This window comes from Actinosynnema sp. NPDC023794 (assembly GCF_040639675.1).
GTDB classification, from domain to species: Bacteria; Actinomycetota; Actinomycetes; order Mycobacteriales; family Pseudonocardiaceae; genus Actinosynnema; species Actinosynnema luteola.
In genome coordinates, this window is sequence record NZ_JBFAFR010000008.1 from 237,508 (window position 1) to 254,059 (window position 16,552).

At 71.4% G+C, this 16,552-nt stretch carries 15 protein-coding genes; 11 read left to right on the top strand and 4 right to left on the bottom strand.

All coding sequences use genetic code 11. From position 1 onward, the window contains the following. The first annotated feature begins 18 nt into the window (after nucleotides 1-18). The 4 genes from glpX (at nucleotide 19) to AB0H12_RS20005 (ending at nucleotide 3,205) form a co-directional block, all read left to right on the top strand. On the top strand, nucleotides 19-1,074 hold the full coding sequence (glpX, locus tag AB0H12_RS19990; protein ID WP_499624350.1) for a class II fructose-bisphosphatase: 1,056 nt from the start codon (nucleotides 19-21) through the stop codon (nucleotides 1,072-1,074). A 154-nt stretch (nucleotides 1,075-1,228) separates the two neighbouring features. Beyond that, the gene (locus AB0H12_RS19995; protein ID WP_499624351.1) at nucleotides 1,229-1,996 is read left to right on the top strand and encodes a S1 family peptidase; all 768 of its coding nucleotides are present in this window, start codon (nucleotides 1,229-1,231) and stop codon (nucleotides 1,994-1,996) included. Between the two features lie 355 nt (nucleotides 1,997-2,351). Next, nucleotides 2,352-2,717 (top strand): L,D-transpeptidase, encoded by a 366-nt coding sequence (locus AB0H12_RS20000; RefSeq protein WP_499624352.1) that lies wholly within the window; start codon nucleotides 2,352-2,354, stop codon nucleotides 2,715-2,717. Between the two features lie 56 nt (nucleotides 2,718-2,773). Further along, nucleotides 2,774-3,205, top strand: coding sequence for a L,D-transpeptidase (locus AB0H12_RS20005; protein WP_499624353.1), 432 nt, complete (start codon nucleotides 2,774-2,776; stop codon nucleotides 3,203-3,205). Here the strand turns inward: AB0H12_RS20005 and AB0H12_RS20010 are convergent. After that, nucleotides 3,202-4,173 carry an NAD(P)/FAD-dependent oxidoreductase gene (locus tag AB0H12_RS20010; RefSeq protein WP_499624354.1) on the bottom strand — a complete coding sequence of 324 codons (972 nt, stop codon included), beginning with the start codon at nucleotides 4,171-4,173 and terminating at the stop codon, nucleotides 3,202-3,204. The two genes, AB0H12_RS20005 and AB0H12_RS20010, sit on opposite strands and share 4 nt — an antisense overlap. A 79-nt stretch (nucleotides 4,174-4,252) precedes the next feature. On the opposite strand from AB0H12_RS20010, the gene AB0H12_RS20015 reads away from it, so the two are divergent. Next, a complete protein-coding gene (locus AB0H12_RS20015; protein ID WP_499624355.1) occupies nucleotides 4,253-5,644 on the top strand; it encodes a class II fumarate hydratase in 1,392 nt (463 codons plus the stop codon). A gap of 55 nt (nucleotides 5,645-5,699) precedes the next feature. Here the strand turns inward: AB0H12_RS20015 and AB0H12_RS20020 are convergent, their stop codons facing one another. Then, complete coding sequence (locus AB0H12_RS20020; protein ID WP_499624356.1) at nucleotides 5,700-6,614, bottom strand: DMT family transporter; 915 nt, start codon at nucleotides 6,612-6,614, stop codon at nucleotides 5,700-5,702. A 47-nt stretch (nucleotides 6,615-6,661) separates the two neighbouring features. Between AB0H12_RS20020 and pdxR the strand changes: the two genes are divergently transcribed. The 4 genes from pdxR (at nucleotide 6,662) to AB0H12_RS20040 (ending at nucleotide 12,297) form a co-directional block, all read left to right on the top strand. After that, nucleotides 6,662-8,032, top strand: a complete 1,371-nt coding sequence (gene pdxR, locus AB0H12_RS20025; protein WP_499624357.1) for a MocR-like pyridoxine biosynthesis transcription factor PdxR — start codon at nucleotides 6,662-6,664, stop codon at nucleotides 8,030-8,032. Between the two features lie 37 nt (nucleotides 8,033-8,069). Further along, on the top strand, nucleotides 8,070-9,605 hold the full coding sequence (locus tag AB0H12_RS20030; RefSeq protein WP_499624358.1) for an ATP-dependent DNA ligase: 1,536 nt from the start codon (nucleotides 8,070-8,072) through the stop codon (nucleotides 9,603-9,605). A gap of 375 nt (nucleotides 9,606-9,980) precedes the next feature. Next, a complete protein-coding gene (locus AB0H12_RS20035) occupies nucleotides 9,981-11,420 on the top strand; it encodes a GuaB1 family IMP dehydrogenase-related protein (protein WP_499624359.1) in 1,440 nt (479 codons plus the stop codon). A 154-nt stretch (nucleotides 11,421-11,574) separates the two neighbouring features. Further along, nucleotides 11,575-12,297 carry a Pr6Pr family membrane protein gene (locus AB0H12_RS20040; protein ID WP_499624360.1) on the top strand — a complete coding sequence of 241 codons (723 nt, stop codon included), beginning with the start codon at nucleotides 11,575-11,577 and terminating at the stop codon, nucleotides 12,295-12,297. Here AB0H12_RS20040 and phoH2 read toward each other — a convergent pair. Both phoH2 and AB0H12_RS20050 read right to left on the bottom strand, forming a co-directional pair. Beyond that, the gene (gene phoH2, locus AB0H12_RS20045) at nucleotides 12,285-13,574 is read right to left on the bottom strand and encodes an RNA 5'-3' helicase PhoH2 (protein WP_499624361.1); all 1,290 of its coding nucleotides are present in this window, start codon (nucleotides 13,572-13,574) and stop codon (nucleotides 12,285-12,287) included. The two genes, AB0H12_RS20040 and phoH2, sit on opposite strands and share 13 nt — an antisense overlap. A gap of 494 nt (nucleotides 13,575-14,068) precedes the next feature. Further along, nucleotides 14,069-15,307, bottom strand: a complete 1,239-nt coding sequence (locus AB0H12_RS20050; RefSeq protein WP_499624362.1) for a DUF885 domain-containing protein — start codon at nucleotides 15,305-15,307, stop codon at nucleotides 14,069-14,071. Nucleotides 15,308-15,540: 233 nt separating this feature from the next. On the opposite strand from AB0H12_RS20050, the gene AB0H12_RS20055 reads away from it, so the two are divergent. Together AB0H12_RS20055 and AB0H12_RS20060 are read left to right on the top strand one after the other, a co-directional pair. Further along, nucleotides 15,541-15,858, top strand: coding sequence for a hypothetical protein (locus tag AB0H12_RS20055; RefSeq protein WP_499624363.1), 318 nt, complete (start codon nucleotides 15,541-15,543; stop codon nucleotides 15,856-15,858). A gap of 330 nt (nucleotides 15,859-16,188) precedes the next feature. Beyond that, entirely contained in the window at nucleotides 16,189-16,548 is a 360-nt protein-coding gene (locus AB0H12_RS20060) for a hypothetical protein (protein ID WP_499624364.1), read from the top strand. The last annotated feature ends 4 nt before the right edge of the window (nucleotides 16,549-16,552 follow it).

Genomic DNA, 16,552 nt, shown 5'->3' on the forward strand with positions numbered 1-16,552 from the left:
AGTCGCAGGAGGAACCTCATGGTCACAGCCAGCAGCCCGTCCGAGCGTCGTCGCGAAGCACCCGATCGGAACCTCGCGCTGGAGCTCGTCCGGGTGACCGAGGCGGCCGCGATGGCCGCCGGGCGCTGGGTCGGCCGCGGCGACAAGAACGGCGGCGACGGCGCGGCGGTGGACGCCATGCGCAAGCTGATCGGCACCGTGTCCATGCGCGGCGTGGTGGTGATCGGCGAGGGCGAGAAGGACGAGGCGCCCATGCTGTTCAACGGCGAGGAGGTCGGCGACGGCAACGGCCCCGAGTGCGACGTGGCGGTCGACCCGATCGACGGCACGACGTTGATGGCCAAGGGCATGCCGAACGCGCTCGCGGTGCTCGCGGTGGCCGAGCGGGGCGCGATGTTCGACCCGTCGGCCGTGTTCTACATGGAGAAGCTCGCCACCGGGCCGGAGGCGGCGGACGTCATCGACATCACCGCGCCGATCGCGGAGAACATCCGCCGGGTGGCGAAGGCCAAGCACAGCGACGTCTCCGACGTGACGGTGTGCATCCTGGACCGGCCGCGGCACGAGTCGCTGGTCGGCGAGGTGCGCGCGGCGGGCGCCCGGATCCACTTCATCTCCGACGGCGACGTGGCGGGCGCGATCTCGGCCGCCCGGCCGAACACCGGCATCGACCTGCTGGTCGGCATCGGCGGCACGCCGGAGGGGATCATCGCGGCGGCGGCGCTGAAGTGCATGGGCGGCGCGATCCAGGCCAAGCTGTGGCCCAAGGACGACGAGGAGCGGCAGAAGGCGCTGGACGCGGGCCACGACCTGGACCGCGTGCTGCTGACCGACGACCTGGTGCGCGGCGACAACGTGTTCTTCTGCGCGACCGGCGTGACGGACGGCGACCTGGTGCGCGGCGTGCACTACCGGGCGGGCGGCTGCACGACCCAGTCGATCGTGATGCGCTCGAAGTCCGGCACGGTGCGGATGATCGACGGCTTCCACCGGCTGACCAAGCTGCGCGAGTACTCGTCGGTCGACTTCGACATCCCGTCGACCGGCGAGGACGCCCTGCCGCCCCTCCCCTGATCGACCCCGGAGCCGACCTCGGTCCGGTTGCCACCGAGCGCTGTCAACTGTGAACCCAGCGTTACCGGCCGATCGGCTGTGGTGATCACGCCGCGTTCATCCCTAGTTTCCGATCCGTCCCCGAGCACCCTGCGCCGGGGACGGAGAGGAAGCGATGAAGGTTCGTACCCTGTTCACCGCCTTCGCGGTGGCGGTCGGCGCGGCACTCGCCTCGGCGGCCGGGGCGGCGGCGGCCCCGGCGACCGACGGCGGCGTCACCCCGTTCATCGTGGGCGGCGGCAACGCCACGCAGACCTACTCGTGGATGGTCTCCCTGCAGAGCACCACGGGCAGCCACTTCTGCGGCGGCTCGCTGATCAAGGCCAACTGGGTCGTCACGGCCAAGCACTGCGTGCAAGGCCGGTCGGCGTCCTCGATCCGGGCGCGCATCGGCACGACCAACCGCACCAGCGGCGGCACGGTCGCGACCGGCGCCCAGGTCGTGACCCACTCGTCGTACGACATCGCGCTGGTGCGCCTGTCCACCTCGGTGAGCCAGACGCCGATCGCGGTGGCGTCGACGTCCGGCGCGACCGGCACGGCCACCCGCATCATCGGGTGGGGCCAGACGTGCGCCCCGCGCGGTGGCTGCGGCGCGCCGGTCACCCTGCAGGAGCTGAACACGTCGATCGTGGCGGACAGCCGCTGCCTGGGCATCTACGGCTCGGTGGAGATCTGCACGAACAACCCGAACGGCAACTCGGGCGCCTGCTACGGCGACTCGGGCGGCCCGCAGGTCAAGTCCGTGAACGGCGTGTGGCAGCTGATCGGCGCCACCAGCCGCGCGGGCAACAACAGCTCCACCTGCGCCACCGGCCCGTCGATCTACATGGACGTGCCGGCGTTCCGCTCGTGGATCGGGCAGTACGCGGGCGCGGTCTAGGCCGCTCGTCCTCGCGTTCGAAGGGCCGTCCCTCCTCCGGGTGGGGCGGCCCTTCCCAATTCGTTACCGAGGGGCCTGCAACCGGAGCCTCCAGGACGGCGTCTCCAGGGTCAGCACACAGCACGATCTCTGGGGGGTTTGCGCGATGCGCAGAGCAGCACTGGTGGCAATCGCTTTCCTGGCAACGGCTTGCGGGACGTCCGAGGCCTCGGGCCCGGTCGCGTCCCCTCCTTCTCCGACTTCCTCCTCGTCGTCTTCGGCGTCTTCCTCCGCCGCACCGACGTCGGAGTCACCGGCTCCGCCCACGGAGACCACCAAGACCCCGGACCCGCAGCCCGCTCCGCCGCCCCCGCCGGTGACCGTCCCCGGCACGCCGTGCGACATCACCGAGGGCGCGTGCGTGCGGCTGTCGACCAACGAGTCGTGGCTGATCAGCGGCGGCAAGATCAGCTACGGGCCGGTGCCGACGACGTCCGGGATGCCCGGCTACGAGACCCCGGTCGGCTACCACTCGGTGCTGTGGAAGGTCGAGCTCGACTACAGCCGCGACTTCGGCATGGCCGAGATGCCGTACTCCACCTACTTCGTCAGCAACGGCATCGCGTTCCACGAGGGCAGCCTCACGGACCCGTCCCACGGCTGCATCCACCTGTCACGCGAAGCGGCGGCGAAGTACTTCCACACCCTCCGAGTGGGTGACCAGGTCCAGGTGACGGCGTAACGCGGTGTGTCGGATCACTCCTCGGTGGGTAATCCTGACACCGAGGAGTGATAGCGATGAGGAAGACGCTCGGCACGACGGCGTTAGCCGCGGCGGCCCTGACCTTCGGCCTCGCGACTCCCGCTTCCGCTTCGACCGGCACGCCGTGCTCCGTGCAGAACGGCGCGTGCGTGCAGCTGTCCACCAACCAGGCGTGGCTGATCTACGACGGGAACGCCAGCTACGGGCCGGTCCGGGTGTCGCACGGGATGCCCGGCTACGAGACCCCGGTCGGCACCTATCCCGTGCTGCGCAAGGTGAAGGACGACTGGAGCGCGCCCTACAACGGGCCGATGCCGAACTCGGTGTACTTCACCACGAACGGCATCGCGTTCCACCAGGGTGACACGAACACGCAGTCGCACGGCTGCGTGCGCCTGGGCCCGCAGGAGTCGTTGGTGTTCTACGACAACCTGTTCCCGGGCGAGCAAGTGCAGGTAGTGCCCTAACTCGCGTTGCTGGAGTGCCCGGGGAACAGGTGCGCCTCGGGGTTGAGCAGCACGGCGATGTTGTTGACCGCGGTGGCGGCCTCGCCGAACCCGGTGGCGATCAGCTTCACCTTGCCGGGGTACTGGGCGACGTCGCCCGCCGCGTAGACGCGATCCCGGGCGGTGCGCATGGTGGTGTCCACCAGCACCGCCCGGTGGTCCAGCTCCAGGCCCCACGACTCGATCGGGCCCAGGTCGGCGGTGAAGCCCAGCGCCGCGACCACGGCTTGCGCGGGCAGCACCTTGCGGTCGCCGCCCTTCAGCCCCAGCTCCACCTCGGCCAGGTCCGGGTTGCCGCGCAGCTCGAGCACCTCGGCGTCGGTGATGATCTCCACACCGAGCTCGCGGACCTGCCGCACGGTCGGCGGGTGCGCCCGGAACGTCGCGCGGCGGTGCACCAGCGTGACGCTGGCCGCGATCGGGTGCAGCGCGAGCGCCCAGTCGAACGCCGAGTCGCCGCCGCCCACGACCACCACGTCCTGGCCGGTGTGCACGTTGAGCTTGGGCACGAAGTGCACCACGCCCCGGTCCAGCCAGCCGTCGCCCGCGGGCAGCGGACGCGGCCGGAACTCGCCGATGCCCGCCGTGATCAGCACCGCGCCGGCGCGCACCACCCCGCCGTCGGCCAGCCCGACTTCCAGCCGACCGTCTACATCGGACAACGTGCGGGCCTGGCGGCCGAGCAGGTAGGTCGGCTGCCACTGGTCCGCCTGCTGCACGAGCGCGGTCACCAGCTCGCGCCCGCGCACCGCCGGGAACCCGGCCACGTCGAAGATCATCTTCTCCGGGTACATCGCGGTGATCTGGCCGCCCGCCTCCGGCAGCGCGTCGACCAGCGCGACGGACAGGTCCCGGAACCCCGCGTAGTACGCCGCGAAGAGCCCCGTGGGGCCCGCACCGACGATCAGCAGGTCGACCTCAAGCTCCATACCCCGACCATAGGTGTTCAACGCCACTCTTCCCACTCCTCTTGTGCCCTGTCGCGGCGATCGGTCCAAACTCGGTGGTATGGCTGAACAGGAGTACCGCGTCGAGCACGACACGATGGGCGAGGTCAGGGTTCCGGTCGACGCGCTGTGGCGTGCGCAGACGCAGCGCGCGGTGGAGAACTTCCCGATCTCCGGGCGCGGCCTGGAGCGCGCCCAGATCCGCGCGCTCGGCCTGCTCAAGGCCGCCGCGGCGCGGGTGAACGAGCGGCTGGGGGTACTGGAACCCGAAGTCGCCGCGGCCATCGCCTCGGCCGCCGACGCCGTCGCGGCGGGCGAGCACGACGAGCACTTCCCGGTCGACGTGTTCCAGACCGGCTCCGGCACGTCGTCGAACATGAACGCCAACGAGGTCATCGCCACCCTGGCCACCCGCGCGCTGGGCCGCGAGGTGCACCCGAACGACCACGTCAACGCGTCGCAGTCGTCCAACGACACGTTCCCGACCACGCTGCGGGTCGCGGCGACCGAAGCGGTGGCGCGCGACGTCATCCCGGCCCTGGAGCACCTGCTCTCGGTGCTGGACGCCCGTGCCGCCGACTGGACGTCCCTGGTCAAGTCGGGTCGGACGCACCTGATGGACGCCGTGCCGATCACCCTGGGCCAGGAGGCGGGCGCGTGGGCCACCCAGGTCCGCTACGGCGTCGAGCGCCTCACCTCGTCACTGCCCCGCCTGGCGGAACTGCCCATCGGTGGCACGGCGGTGGGCAGCGGCCTCAACGCGCCGGCGGGCTTCGGCACGGCCGTCGCCGCGGAGCTGGCCGCCGTCACCGGCCTGCCGCTGACCGAGGCCCGCGACCACTTCGAGGCCCAGGCCACGCAGGACGGCGTGGTGGAAATCTCCGGGCAGCTGCGGGCCACCGCCGTGGGGCTCTACAAGATCGCGAACGACCTGCGGTGGCTGGGCTCCGGCCCGCGCGCCGGGCTCGGCGAACTGGCGCTGCCCGACCTCCAGCCGGGCTCGTCGATCATGCCGGGCAAGGTGAACCCGGTGATCTCCGAGGCCACGATGATGGTGGTCGCGCAGGTGATCGGCAACGACGCGGCGGTGGCGTTCGCCGGGTCGCAGGGCAACTTCCAGCTCAACGTGATGCTGCCCGTGATCGCCCGCAACGTCCTGGAATCGTCCCGCCTGCTGGCCGCCGTCGCGCGCCTGCTCGCCGACAAGGTCCTGACCGGCGCCGAACCGCAGATCGACCGGATGCGCGAGTACGCGGAGTCGTCGCCGTCCATCGTGACCCCCCTCAACCGCTATCTGGGCTACGAGGAAGCGGCCTCGATCGCCAAGCAGTCCCTCCGCGAGCGCAAGACCATCCGCGAGGTCGTCCTGGAGCGCGGCCACGTCCCCTCGAAGCTCTCCGAAGCCGACCTGGACCGCGCCCTCGACGTCCTCCGCATGGCCAACCCCCACTAACCCGCGCGAGTCCTACGTTCGCGTCGCGAGAGTCCTACGTCCAGGACCCCTGAGTTCAACGCTCAGAACGCGCGACCTGGGCGATCGGCTCGACCAGGGGCGGGTGGTCGACCTCGGCCGCCCGCCCCCGCAACCCGATCACGCACCCCGCCGCCACGGCGACCGCACCCGCCAACGCCACCGCGGTCAACGCCTGGGCGCCCAACGCCACCGACGCCACCAGCCCGGCCACCGGCATCAGCCCGATCAGCACACCGGCCCGGTCCGCGCCCAGCTGCGCCACCGCGAAGTACCAGAGCCCGAACGCCACCGCCGTCAGCACCACCCCCAGCACCACCAGCGCCACGCCCTCACGCACCGTCGGCGCCTGCCACCCGCCGAACACCGTGCCCACCACCGCGCCGACCGCCGCCGCGATCAGGCAGCACCACGTCGCCACCGCCAACCCGCCCATCCGCCGCACCACACCCACCGCGAACAGCGTGAACGACGCCTCACCCGCCATCGTCAACAACGCCAGCAGCAATCCCGGCCCGTGCCACGACCCACCGCCCGACAGCACCACCACCCCGCCGACCACGACCACCGCGCCCACCACCGCCGCCACGGCCGGCTTCCGCCCCGCCACCAACGGCGCCACCAGCGCCAGCACCAGCGGACTCGCCCCGAGCACCGCCGCGACGAACCCCGGCTCGGCGTACCGCTGCGCGTACAGCACGCACGCGTTGAACCCGAGCATCCCCGTCGCCACCAGCCCGATCAGCGCGGGCCAGTCCCGCCGCCCCGGCACCGCCAGCCGCCCGCCCCGGAGCCGGATCCACACGAGCAACGCCACCCCGCCCAGCGCGTACCGCATCGCCTGCCCCGTGAGCAGCGGATACGCCTGGAGCATGCCCGTCACCGGCACGGACGCGCCCACGATCACCGACGACATCGCCCCTGCCGCGATCGCGGTTCCACCTTTTCTCATGCCCTGGACTCTCACGCACCAGTGGTCCAGTCTTAAGCTCCACTTCGATGCCCGCGAACTGGACCACTTACCGCGAACTCCTCCTCCCCGCCCCGAACGGCAGGCGCGCGGTGGAGTCCGAGCTGCGCCGCGCCGTGCGCGACGGGCGGCTCGCGCCGGGCACCCGCCTGCCGTCCAGCCGCGACCTGGCCGCCCAGCTCGGCGTCGCCCGCGGCACGGTCACGTCCGCGTACGCCCAGCTCATCGGCGAGGGCTACCTGACCGCGCGGCGCGGCTCCGGCACCACCGTGACGGCCACCGTCACGTGGCCGGGCGCCGCCGCGTCCGAAGCCGAGCCCGCGCCGAGGTTCCGGTACGACCTGAAGCCCGGCGTGCCCGCGTTGAGCGCGTTCCCCCGCGACGAGTGGTCGCAGGCGCAGAAGACGGCGTTGGCCGACCTGTCCACCGACGACCTCGGCTACCCCGACCCGGCAGGCTTCGGCCCGCTGCGGCGTGAGCTGGCGGACTACCTGGGCCGGGTGCGCGCGGTGGCGGCGCGACCGTCCGAAGTGGTCATCACCAACGGCGCGGCGGAGGGGATCTCGTTGCTGGGCCGGGTTCTGCACGCGGCCGGGCACCGCAGCGTCGCCGTCGAGGAACCCAGCCACTTCGGCGCCTCGGAGATGCTGGCGTCGCACGGCCTGGCGATCCGGCCGATCCCCGTCGACTCGGACGGGCTGCGCGTCGACCTCCTGTCCACGACGGACTGCCGCGCGGTGTTCGTCACGGCGGCGCACCAGTTCCCGTTGGGCGTCGTGCTGCACCCCGAACGTCGGCGCGCGCTGCTGGCGTGGGCGCGCGCGTGCGACGGGTTGGTGGTGGAGGACGACTACGACGCCGAGCACCGCTACGACCGGCCGGCCCTGGGCGCGATGCAGGCGCTCGACCCGACGCGGGTGGTGTACCAGGGCAGTGCGAGCAAGGTGCTCGCGCCCGCGTTGCGGCTGGGGTGGCTGGTGCTGCCGCCCGCGTTGCGCGACGTGGTCGTGGACCGCAAGCGGTTGGACGACCTGGGCACGGGGACGTTGCACCAGGCGGCGTTCGCCCGGCTGCTCGGCGGCGGCGGGTACGACCGGCACCTGCGGCGCACGCGCCAGCTGTACCGGGCGCGGCGGGACGCGTTGCTGGGCGCGCTGCGGGCCGTGCTGCCGGAGTGGGAGCCGATCGGGGTGGCGGCCGGGCTGCACGTGGTCGTGCGGCTGCCGGCCGGGACGGACGACGTGGCGTTGCGGGAGCGGCTGGCGCGGCGCGGGGTGAACGCGCCGGCGTTGGCCGACTACGCGCGCACGCCGACGTTCCCCGGGCTGGTGCTCGGGTACGCGGCGTTGACGCCGGACCGGCTGCGGGAGGCCGTCGCGGAGCTGCGCGCGGCCGTCTGACCGGTTTTTGTCGGTGCCCGGGTGCACCATGGTCGTCGTGTTGTTCGCCGAAGTCGTCGAGACGTCCGCCGCGGTGGCGGCGACGCGTTCCCGCTTGGCCAAGGTCGCCGCCCTGGCGGAGCTGGTGCGCCGGATGAGCACGCCCGCGGTGGTGTCGTTCCTGGTCGGCGTGCCCAGCCAGGGTCGGATCGGCGCGGGGTGGCGCACCGTGTTCGACCTGGACGTCCCGCCCGCGCCGTCGCCTTCGCTGACGGTGTCCGAGGTGGACGCGGCGTTGGGCGCGTTCGCGTCGATCGGCGGGAAGGGTTCCGCCTCGCGGCGGGTCGAGGCGCTGACCTCGCTGTTCGGCCGGGCCACGGCGGCCGAGCAGGACTTCCTGCGTCGGCTGCTGACGGGTGAGCTGCGTCAAGGCGCCCTCGAAGGGGTGATGGTGGACGCGATCGCGCGGGCGGGCGACGTGCCCGGCGAGGTGGTGCGGCGGGCGTTCATGCTGTCGGGTTCGCTGCCGGAGACCGCGGTGGCGGCGATGAGCGGTGAGGGCGCGTCGGCGGCGCTGGCCGCGTTCCGGCTGGAGGTGGGTCGGCCGGTGCGGCCGATGCTCGCGTCGCCGGCGGAGTCGCTGTCCTCGGCGTTGGCGGAGCTGGGGTCGTGCGTGGTGGAGCACAAGCTGGACGGCGCGCGGATCCAGGTGCACCGGTCGGGTGACGAGGTGCGGATCTTCACCCGGACGTTGCGCGAGATCACCGGCACCGTGCCGGAGCTGGTGGAGCTGGTGCGGGCGCTGCCGTGCGCGTCGGTGGTGCTCGACGGCGAGACGCTGGCGCTGAACGACGACGGCAAACCCCGGCCGTTCCAGGAGACGATGAGCCGGTTCGGGGCGCAGGACGTCCGGGAGCTGCTGCTCAGCCCGTTCTTCTTCGACTGCCTGCACGTGGACGGCGTGGACCTGCTGGACGAGCCGCTGGCGGTGCGGCTGGAGGCGTTGCGGCGGGTGGCGGGGTCGCACGTGATCCCGGGGGTGGTGTCGCCTCCCTCGGAGGAGGCGGCGGCGCGGGTGCTGGACGAGGCGTTGGCCGGCGGGCACGAGGGCGTGATGGTGAAGTCGCTCGGGTCGGTGTACGCGGCGGGCCGGCGTGGGCGGGCGTGGCAGAAGGTGAAGCCGGTGCACACGCTCGACCTGGTGGTGCTCGGAGTGGAGTGGGGCAGCGGTCGGCGGAGGGGGCTGCTGTCGAACCTGCACTTGGGCGCGCGTGATCCCGACGGGGGCGCGCCGATCATGGTCGGCAAGACGTTCAAGGGGCTGACGGACGAGTTGCTGGCGTGGCAGACGCGCGAGTTGATGGCGATCGCGACGGAGAAGACCGATTGGGTGGTGGTCAGGCCGGAGATGGTGATCGAGATCGAGCTGGACGGCGTCCAGGTCAGCCCCCGGTACCCGGGCGGCGTGGCCCTGCGCTTCGCGCGGGTGCTCCGCTACCGGCCGGACAAGGACGCGGGCGAGGCGGACACGATCGACGCGGTCCGCGCCCTCCTGCCCCAGCGCACGACGCCCCCATCGAACACGATCGAGTGATCATGGGCCGACAATGTACGGAAACACTGTTACCAGTCCTCGGTTGAAACGAGGAGGAGACCAACCAACCCCGGCACGCGCCGCAACCACCCACCAACCCCGCCGGGTCAGCCGTGAACCACACCGCCGACGAGGGCCCGCGCGCACATAGCCGGCGAAGGTGGTCCAAGCGGGCGTCCCCGCCGGCAGGTGACGAACGCCCGCCGGGAAGTGGCGAACGCCCGCCGGCAGGTGACGGACGGCCCGAGGCAGGTGACAGACGGCCGCAGGACCGCGGGCTTGGAGGAAGCTACAACCGCAGACCACGTATCGATCCCCCCGATGGTGCGGACAACCAGGGCGAACTCCCCCCGACGCGAGTACCGTTAAGTCCTCGTGCGGTTCATCGAAGGGCATCGGCCCAGCTACGACCTGACCTATGACGACGTCTTCCTCGTGCCCGGCCGATCGGCCGTCGACTCGAGGTTCGGCGTCGACTTGTCGACCTCCGACGGAACGGGGGCGACGATCCCGATCGTGGTCGCGAACATGACCGCGGTGGCGGGACGCCGGATGGCGGAAACCGTGGCGCGACGTGGCGGGCTCGTGATCCTCCCGCAGGACGTCGCGCCGGAAGCGGTCGCGGAGATCGTGCAGTGGGTGAAGGCACGGCACACCGTGTGGGACACCCCGTTGACGCTGCACCCCGGCGACTCGGTCGCCGACGCGGTCAACCTCCTCCACAAACGGGCGCACGGCGCGGTCGTCGTGATCGACGACGACGGCCGGCCCATCGGGGTCGTGGACGAGGCGGCGTGCGCGGGCGTCGACCGGTTCACCCGGTTGCACGACGTGGCGGACGACCGCATCGTCACCCTTCCGTTGGACACCCGTCCGCGTGAGGTCTTCGACCGGCTCCACGGCGGCACCCAGCGGGTCGCGCTCGGCGTCGACGCCGACGGACGCCTCCGCGGCGTGATGACCAGCCTGGGCGCCCTGCGCGCCGACGTCTACCAACCCGCCCTCGACCACGCGAACAAGCTCCGCGTCGCCGCCGCCATCGGCGTGAACGGCGACGTCACCGCCAAGGCCGAGCACCTCCTCCAAGCCGGCGTCGACACCCTCGTCGTCGACACCGCCCACGGCCACCAGGAGAAGATGCTCGCCGCCCTCAAAGCCGTCCGCGAGGCACGTCCCACCGTCCCGGTCGTCGCCGGCAACGTCGTCACCGCCGAAGGCGTCCGCGACCTGGTCGAAGCGGGCGCGGACATCGTCAAGGTCGGCGTCGGCCCGGGCGCGATGTGCACCACCCGCATGATGACCGGCGTCGGCCGCCCTCAGTTCTCCGCCGTCGCCGAGTGCGCCGCCGAAGCGCGCAGGCTCGGCAAGCACGTCTGGGCCGACGGCGGCGTCCGCCACCCGCGCGACGTCGCCCTCGCCCTCGCCGCCGGCGCGTCCAGCGCCATGATCGGCTCCTGGTTCGCCGGCACCTACGAGTCACCCGGCGACCTCCAGCGCGACGAGCAGGGTCGCCTCTACAAGGAGTCGTTCGGCATGGCGTCCAAGCGCGCCGTGTCCGCCCGCACCCGCACCGACAACGCGTTCGACCGCGCCAAGAAGGGCCTGTTCGAGGAGGGCATCTCCACCTCGCGCATGCGCCTGGACCCGACGAGCCCCGGCGTGGAGGACCTGCTCGACGCCATCACGGCGGGCGTCCGCAGCTCCTGCACCTACGCCGGCGCCCAGACCCTGGAGGAGTTCCACGCCAAGGCGACCCTCGGCGTGCAGAGCGCCGCCGGTTTCGCCGAAGGCCGCCCGCTCCCCTCGGGCTGGTGATCCCGCCCCACCCGATCGGGTCGACCGCTACCGCCGTGGACGACCACCGCGGAGCACGCTGACCACCAGGGCCCGCCGACGTCCGGCGCGGCCCTGGTGGGAAGCGCGGCCGGCTCGACCAGCGGGACCGCGGCCCCGACCCGATGATCTGGCGATGAGCACCGCATCGCGCCCCACCGCCTGGCACACCGGCTCACGGGTGTGGCACGGCGTGCTGGCGGCCGTGATCGCCGCGTCCCTGATCACCCAACTGGTGTTGCTGTTCACCGGTGGGACGGACGTCAACGCCGACGAAACCACGACCCACGTGACGCTCGGTGTCCGCCTCGTCCGCCTGTTCAGCTACTTCACCATCCAGAGCAACCTGTTCGTGCTCGTCGTCGCCATCACGCTGGCGTCCAACCCCACCCGGGACGGCCCCGGCTGGCGGGTGGCCCGCCTGGACGCGCTGCTCGGCATCGCGATCACCGGCATCGTGTTCGCCCTCGTGCTCGCCCCGCTGACGAACCCCGTCGGCGTCGCCTGGTGGGTGAACCTCGGCTTCCACCAGCTGTCGCCGGTGCTGGCGGTGCTCGGCTGGCTGCTGTTCGGCCCCCGACCGCGCGTCGACCGCGCCACCGTCGCCAAGGCGCTGCTGATCTGGCCGGTCCTGTGGATCGCCTACACGTTCGCCCACGGCGCGATCTCGGACTGGTACCCGTACCCGTTCCTCGACGTCACCGAGCTCGGTTTCGGCGCCGCGCTGCGCAACGCCCTGTTCGTGCTGCTCGCCGCCGCGGTGCTGGCCTGGCTCGCGAAGGTCGTCGACCACAAGCTGAAGGCCGCCCCGGTCACGGCGACCGGGGCGGCCTCGTCGTCGAGCCGTCAGGAGGCGTAGTCCTCCAGCATCTCGGTGACCAGCGCGGCGATCGGCGAGCGCTCCGACCTCGTCAACGTGACGTGCGCGAACAGCGGGTGGCCCTTCAGCTTCTCGATGACCGCCGCCACGCCGTCGTGCCGCCCGACGCGCAGGTTGTCACGCTGCGCCACGTCGTGCGTGAGCACCACCCGCGAGTTGGCGCCCAACCGCGACAGCACGGTCAGCAGCACGTTGCGCTCCAGCGACTGCGCCTCGTCCACGATCACGAACGAGTCGTGCAGGGACCGGCCGCGGATGTGGGTCAGCGGCATGACCTCCAGCATGCCGCGGTCCATGATCTCCTCGACGACGTCCTGGCTGACCAGCGCGCCGAGGGTGTCGAACACCGCCTGCGCCCACGGCTGCATCTTCTCGCTCTCGGAACCGGGCAGGTAGCCCAGTTCCTGGCCGCCCACCGCGTACAGCGGGCGGAAGACCACGACCTTGCGGTGCTGGCGGCGTTCCATGACCGCTTCCAGGCCCGCGCACAGCGCGAGCGCCGACTTGCCGGTGCCGGCTCGTCCGCCCAGCGAGACGATGCCGACCTCGGTGTCCAGCAGCAGGTCCAGCGCCACGCGCTGCTCGGCCGACCGACCGTGCAGCCCGAACGCCTCGCGGTCGCCGCGCACCAGCCGCAGCTGCTTGTCCGGCGTGACCCGGCCCAACGCGCTCGACGTGCCCGCCAGGAGCCGCAACCCGCTGTGGCACGGCAGCTCGGCCACGTGCGCCAGGTCGAACAGCGCCGGGTCGATCACGGTGTCGCGGTAGAGCGCGTCCACCACGGCCTGGTCGACGTCCACGTCGGACATCCCGGAGTAACCGGACAGCGTGACGTCGTGCGCCCGGTACTCCTCGGCGGCCAGGCCGACCGCGCCCGCCTTGACCCGCAGCGGCATGTCCTTGGTGACCAGCGTGACGGTGTTGCCCTCGGCCGCGAGGTTGAGCGCGCAGGCCAGTATGCGGGCGTCGTTGGAGTCCGTGCGGAAACCCGCGGGCAGCACCTCCGGGTCGGAGTGGTTGAGCTCCACGCGCAGCGTGCCGCCGCTCTCGCCGATCGGGACCGGGTGGTCCAGCCGGCCGTGCCGCAGTCGCAGGTCGTCGAGCAGGCGCAACGCCTCCCTCGCGAACCAACCGAGCTCCGGGTGGTGCCGCTTGCCCTCCAGCTCGCTGATCACCACGAGCGGCAGCACGACCTCGTGCTCGGCGAACCGCGTCGTGGCCAGGGGGTCGGAGAGCAGCACGGACGTGTCCACCACGTACGTGTTGGTCGTCGGCGCGCCACGGCGCCGGGAAGTGCTGCGCGATGAGCCTGAGGAACGGCTCGCGGGTCGTCGTGCGTTCACGGCAACTCCCTCACGAACGCGGCACCCGCGTCCGCTCCTCGCTGGGCCAGGCACCACCCCGATCGACCGGACCGCCTCCGCTAGCTGGAGGCGCGCCGGTCACGAGGGCCGGGTGCCGGCCCCCTCGCGCTCATCACCGCCGGCGGAACCGGCGATACGACGACAGCCACGATCAGGGCCTCCCTGCGCGGTCCGCAGTGGACGCGTCCCGCCAACCGGAAGTTACCTCCGCAGGTCCCTCTTATGCAGGCAGCCACACAGGTGATTCGTCAATTCGTCACCCCGTCGCAAACTGGCGAAAGACGGGCTCAGCGGGTGCGCGCGGACGACCCCGGGCCGTCGCATCGGCGCAGCACGACGTCGTCCACGCAGCTCAGAGCACTTGCGGCCGGACGTGGCACGGTCCGTCACCCAGGGTCGCGGGACAACCAGGGCACCCCGGCCGCGACCTCCTCCGCCAACGCCGCCGGCACCAGTGGTTCGTCAAGAAGTCTCAGATACCGGTCGCTCAAGGTGTCCGTGCGGGCGCGGAGGTCGAGCCACGCGCGGACCAGCCGCACACCCTCGACGTACGTCGTCGTGTACGCCCGCCACAGAGGGTCACCGAGGAAGCGCAGCATGTGGCGGGCACGGCGTTCGGGAACCAGCAGCCACCGGCACAGGAAGTCGACCACGTCATCCGGATGGGCACGCCGGTCGTGCAGCATCAGGGCGGCGTCCTGACGCACGGTGAGCAGCCCGGAGAGGGCGTTCTCCACCCGTTCGGCCAGGTCGCCGTCCATCCGCAGGCCCAGGTCGGCCATGATCTCCTCGGCCCAGCGGCCCCAGCCGGCGCCGACCACCGCGTGCAGGCCGAGTTCGGCCATGCCCTCGGCCATCAGGCACTGCGGCGTGTTGATCAGGAACAACGCCTGCTCGGCGTGCCCGCGCTTGCCGACCAGGCCCACCTCCTTGCGGCAGTGCTCGGTGTGGTGGCCGGGGTAGGACTCGTGGGCGACCAGGTGCGGCAGGTTCGACATCCGGTGGCCGAGGTCGGCGTTGATCGCCACGCGTGACCGGAAGCCGCCCAGGTAGTAGTTGAAGCCGCTCCACGGCTTGTCGGTGACGACCTCGTACTCCACCACCTCGTTCGCGGGCAGCTCGAACCGTTGCCGAACGAGGTCGCGCAGCGCGCTGGACAGCGCGTGCACCGTGTCCTTGAGCCGACTCGGGGGCACCTCGTCGAGCGCGCGGTGGTCGGCGAGCCGTTCGGCCAGCGAGCCGGAGCCGGGCAGCAGCTCGTCCAGCGCGGCGTGCGCGCGGCGGTAGTTGTCCGGGTGACCGGGGCGGATGTCGACCTGGAAGTACGCCCGGACCTCCTCGACGAAGCCGACGCGCACGCCGGCGAGCTTGCGCGCGATCGTCTCGGCCGCCACCAGGTGGGCGTCCAGGAAGCGCTTGCGCGCCGGGTCCAAGTCGGCGCCGGGCAGCTCGCGGCGCAGCAGCGCGGCTCGCTCGGTCAACGCCACGGGGTGCGGCCTCGGCTCGACGTCGACGGCCCGGCGCAGCGCCCGGTCACCGGTGAACGAGTCGACCAGCCCCGGCGACAGCCGGTCCAGCCTCAGCCCGAGCAGCAGGTACTCACGCACGATCCGGTCGCCGTCCACGGACTGAAGACCATACGAGATGACCGGCTGGTTTACCACAGCCGAACCGTGCCGACGAATTCTGACCCGAAAAGACACCACAATGGGGGACACCCACGTTCGGTGGATCACACAATCGTGTTATCGAGATCCACACGGGGGCGGATGTTCGGTAGTTTTGCCGATCAGACAGCGAGTCCGGGCTTCCGAACAGCGCTGGATCGACCGGGGAAACCCGCAAAGAGGAGTGTGAAGTGCTGAAGAAGGCAGGTACGCTCACCGCGATCGTGGCCGGATTGACGTTGGTCGGCGCCCCGGCGTTCGCCGTGAGCGGCGAACCCCACGAGGAGGAGCACGGCCACGGATCCGAGCAGGGCTTCACCCTCGTGAACGACGACGACGGCAGCGGGAACGTCGTCGACCAGTTCGGCCTGCTCAACTTCGGCAACGACTCCGATGCCGCGAGCGGCCTGAACGTCTGCCAGATCGAGGTCAACGCCGTGCTCGGCATCCCGATCCTGTCGAACAACGACGAGAGCCTGTGCGCCGTCGCGGACGACGACGGCAGCTGACGCTCTTCCCTGCCGCCAAGCCGACGGGCGCGTCGAGGTCGCCGTGCGACGACCGACGGCGGGCGCACCGCCGAATAACCGGATAGCGCGCAATACCGTTGATACGTCGACGCGAGTACGTGGGCGCGATGTCCGGATTTCGAGCCCGAACGCCATGCCGAATACACATCATTCACACGATGGTGTTCATCCGGATGCAATCCACAACGCCAGCCAGTAAATTACCTGAGCGAGGGCAAACCGCCTGAGCCGCAGACTCCCCGAATGCTCGGATCGCGCGAGCAAGGTTATGGGCGTCACATCAATTCCCCACTAGAGGAGTGTGTTCACATGTTCAAGAAGGCAGGTGCCGTCGCCATCGCCGCGGCCGGTCTGATGCTGTTGGGCTCCCCCGCGTTCGCGACGCCGCACGGCGGGGACTACGACGACGGCCACTACACCGCCGTCGGCGAGTACCACAACCAGCAGTACTTCGAGGACGACTCGGACGAGGACACCGTCGCCGACCAGTTCGGTCTCATCAACTTCGGCAACGACTCCGACCTGCTGAGCCAGGTCAACATCTGCGAGGTCGAGGTCAACATCCTGGCGATCCCGATCCTCTCGAACAACGACGAGAACTACTGCATCGCGACGGACAACGACGACAACGACTCGGAAGACGCCGGGGACAACCACTCGGAGGACTGAGTCC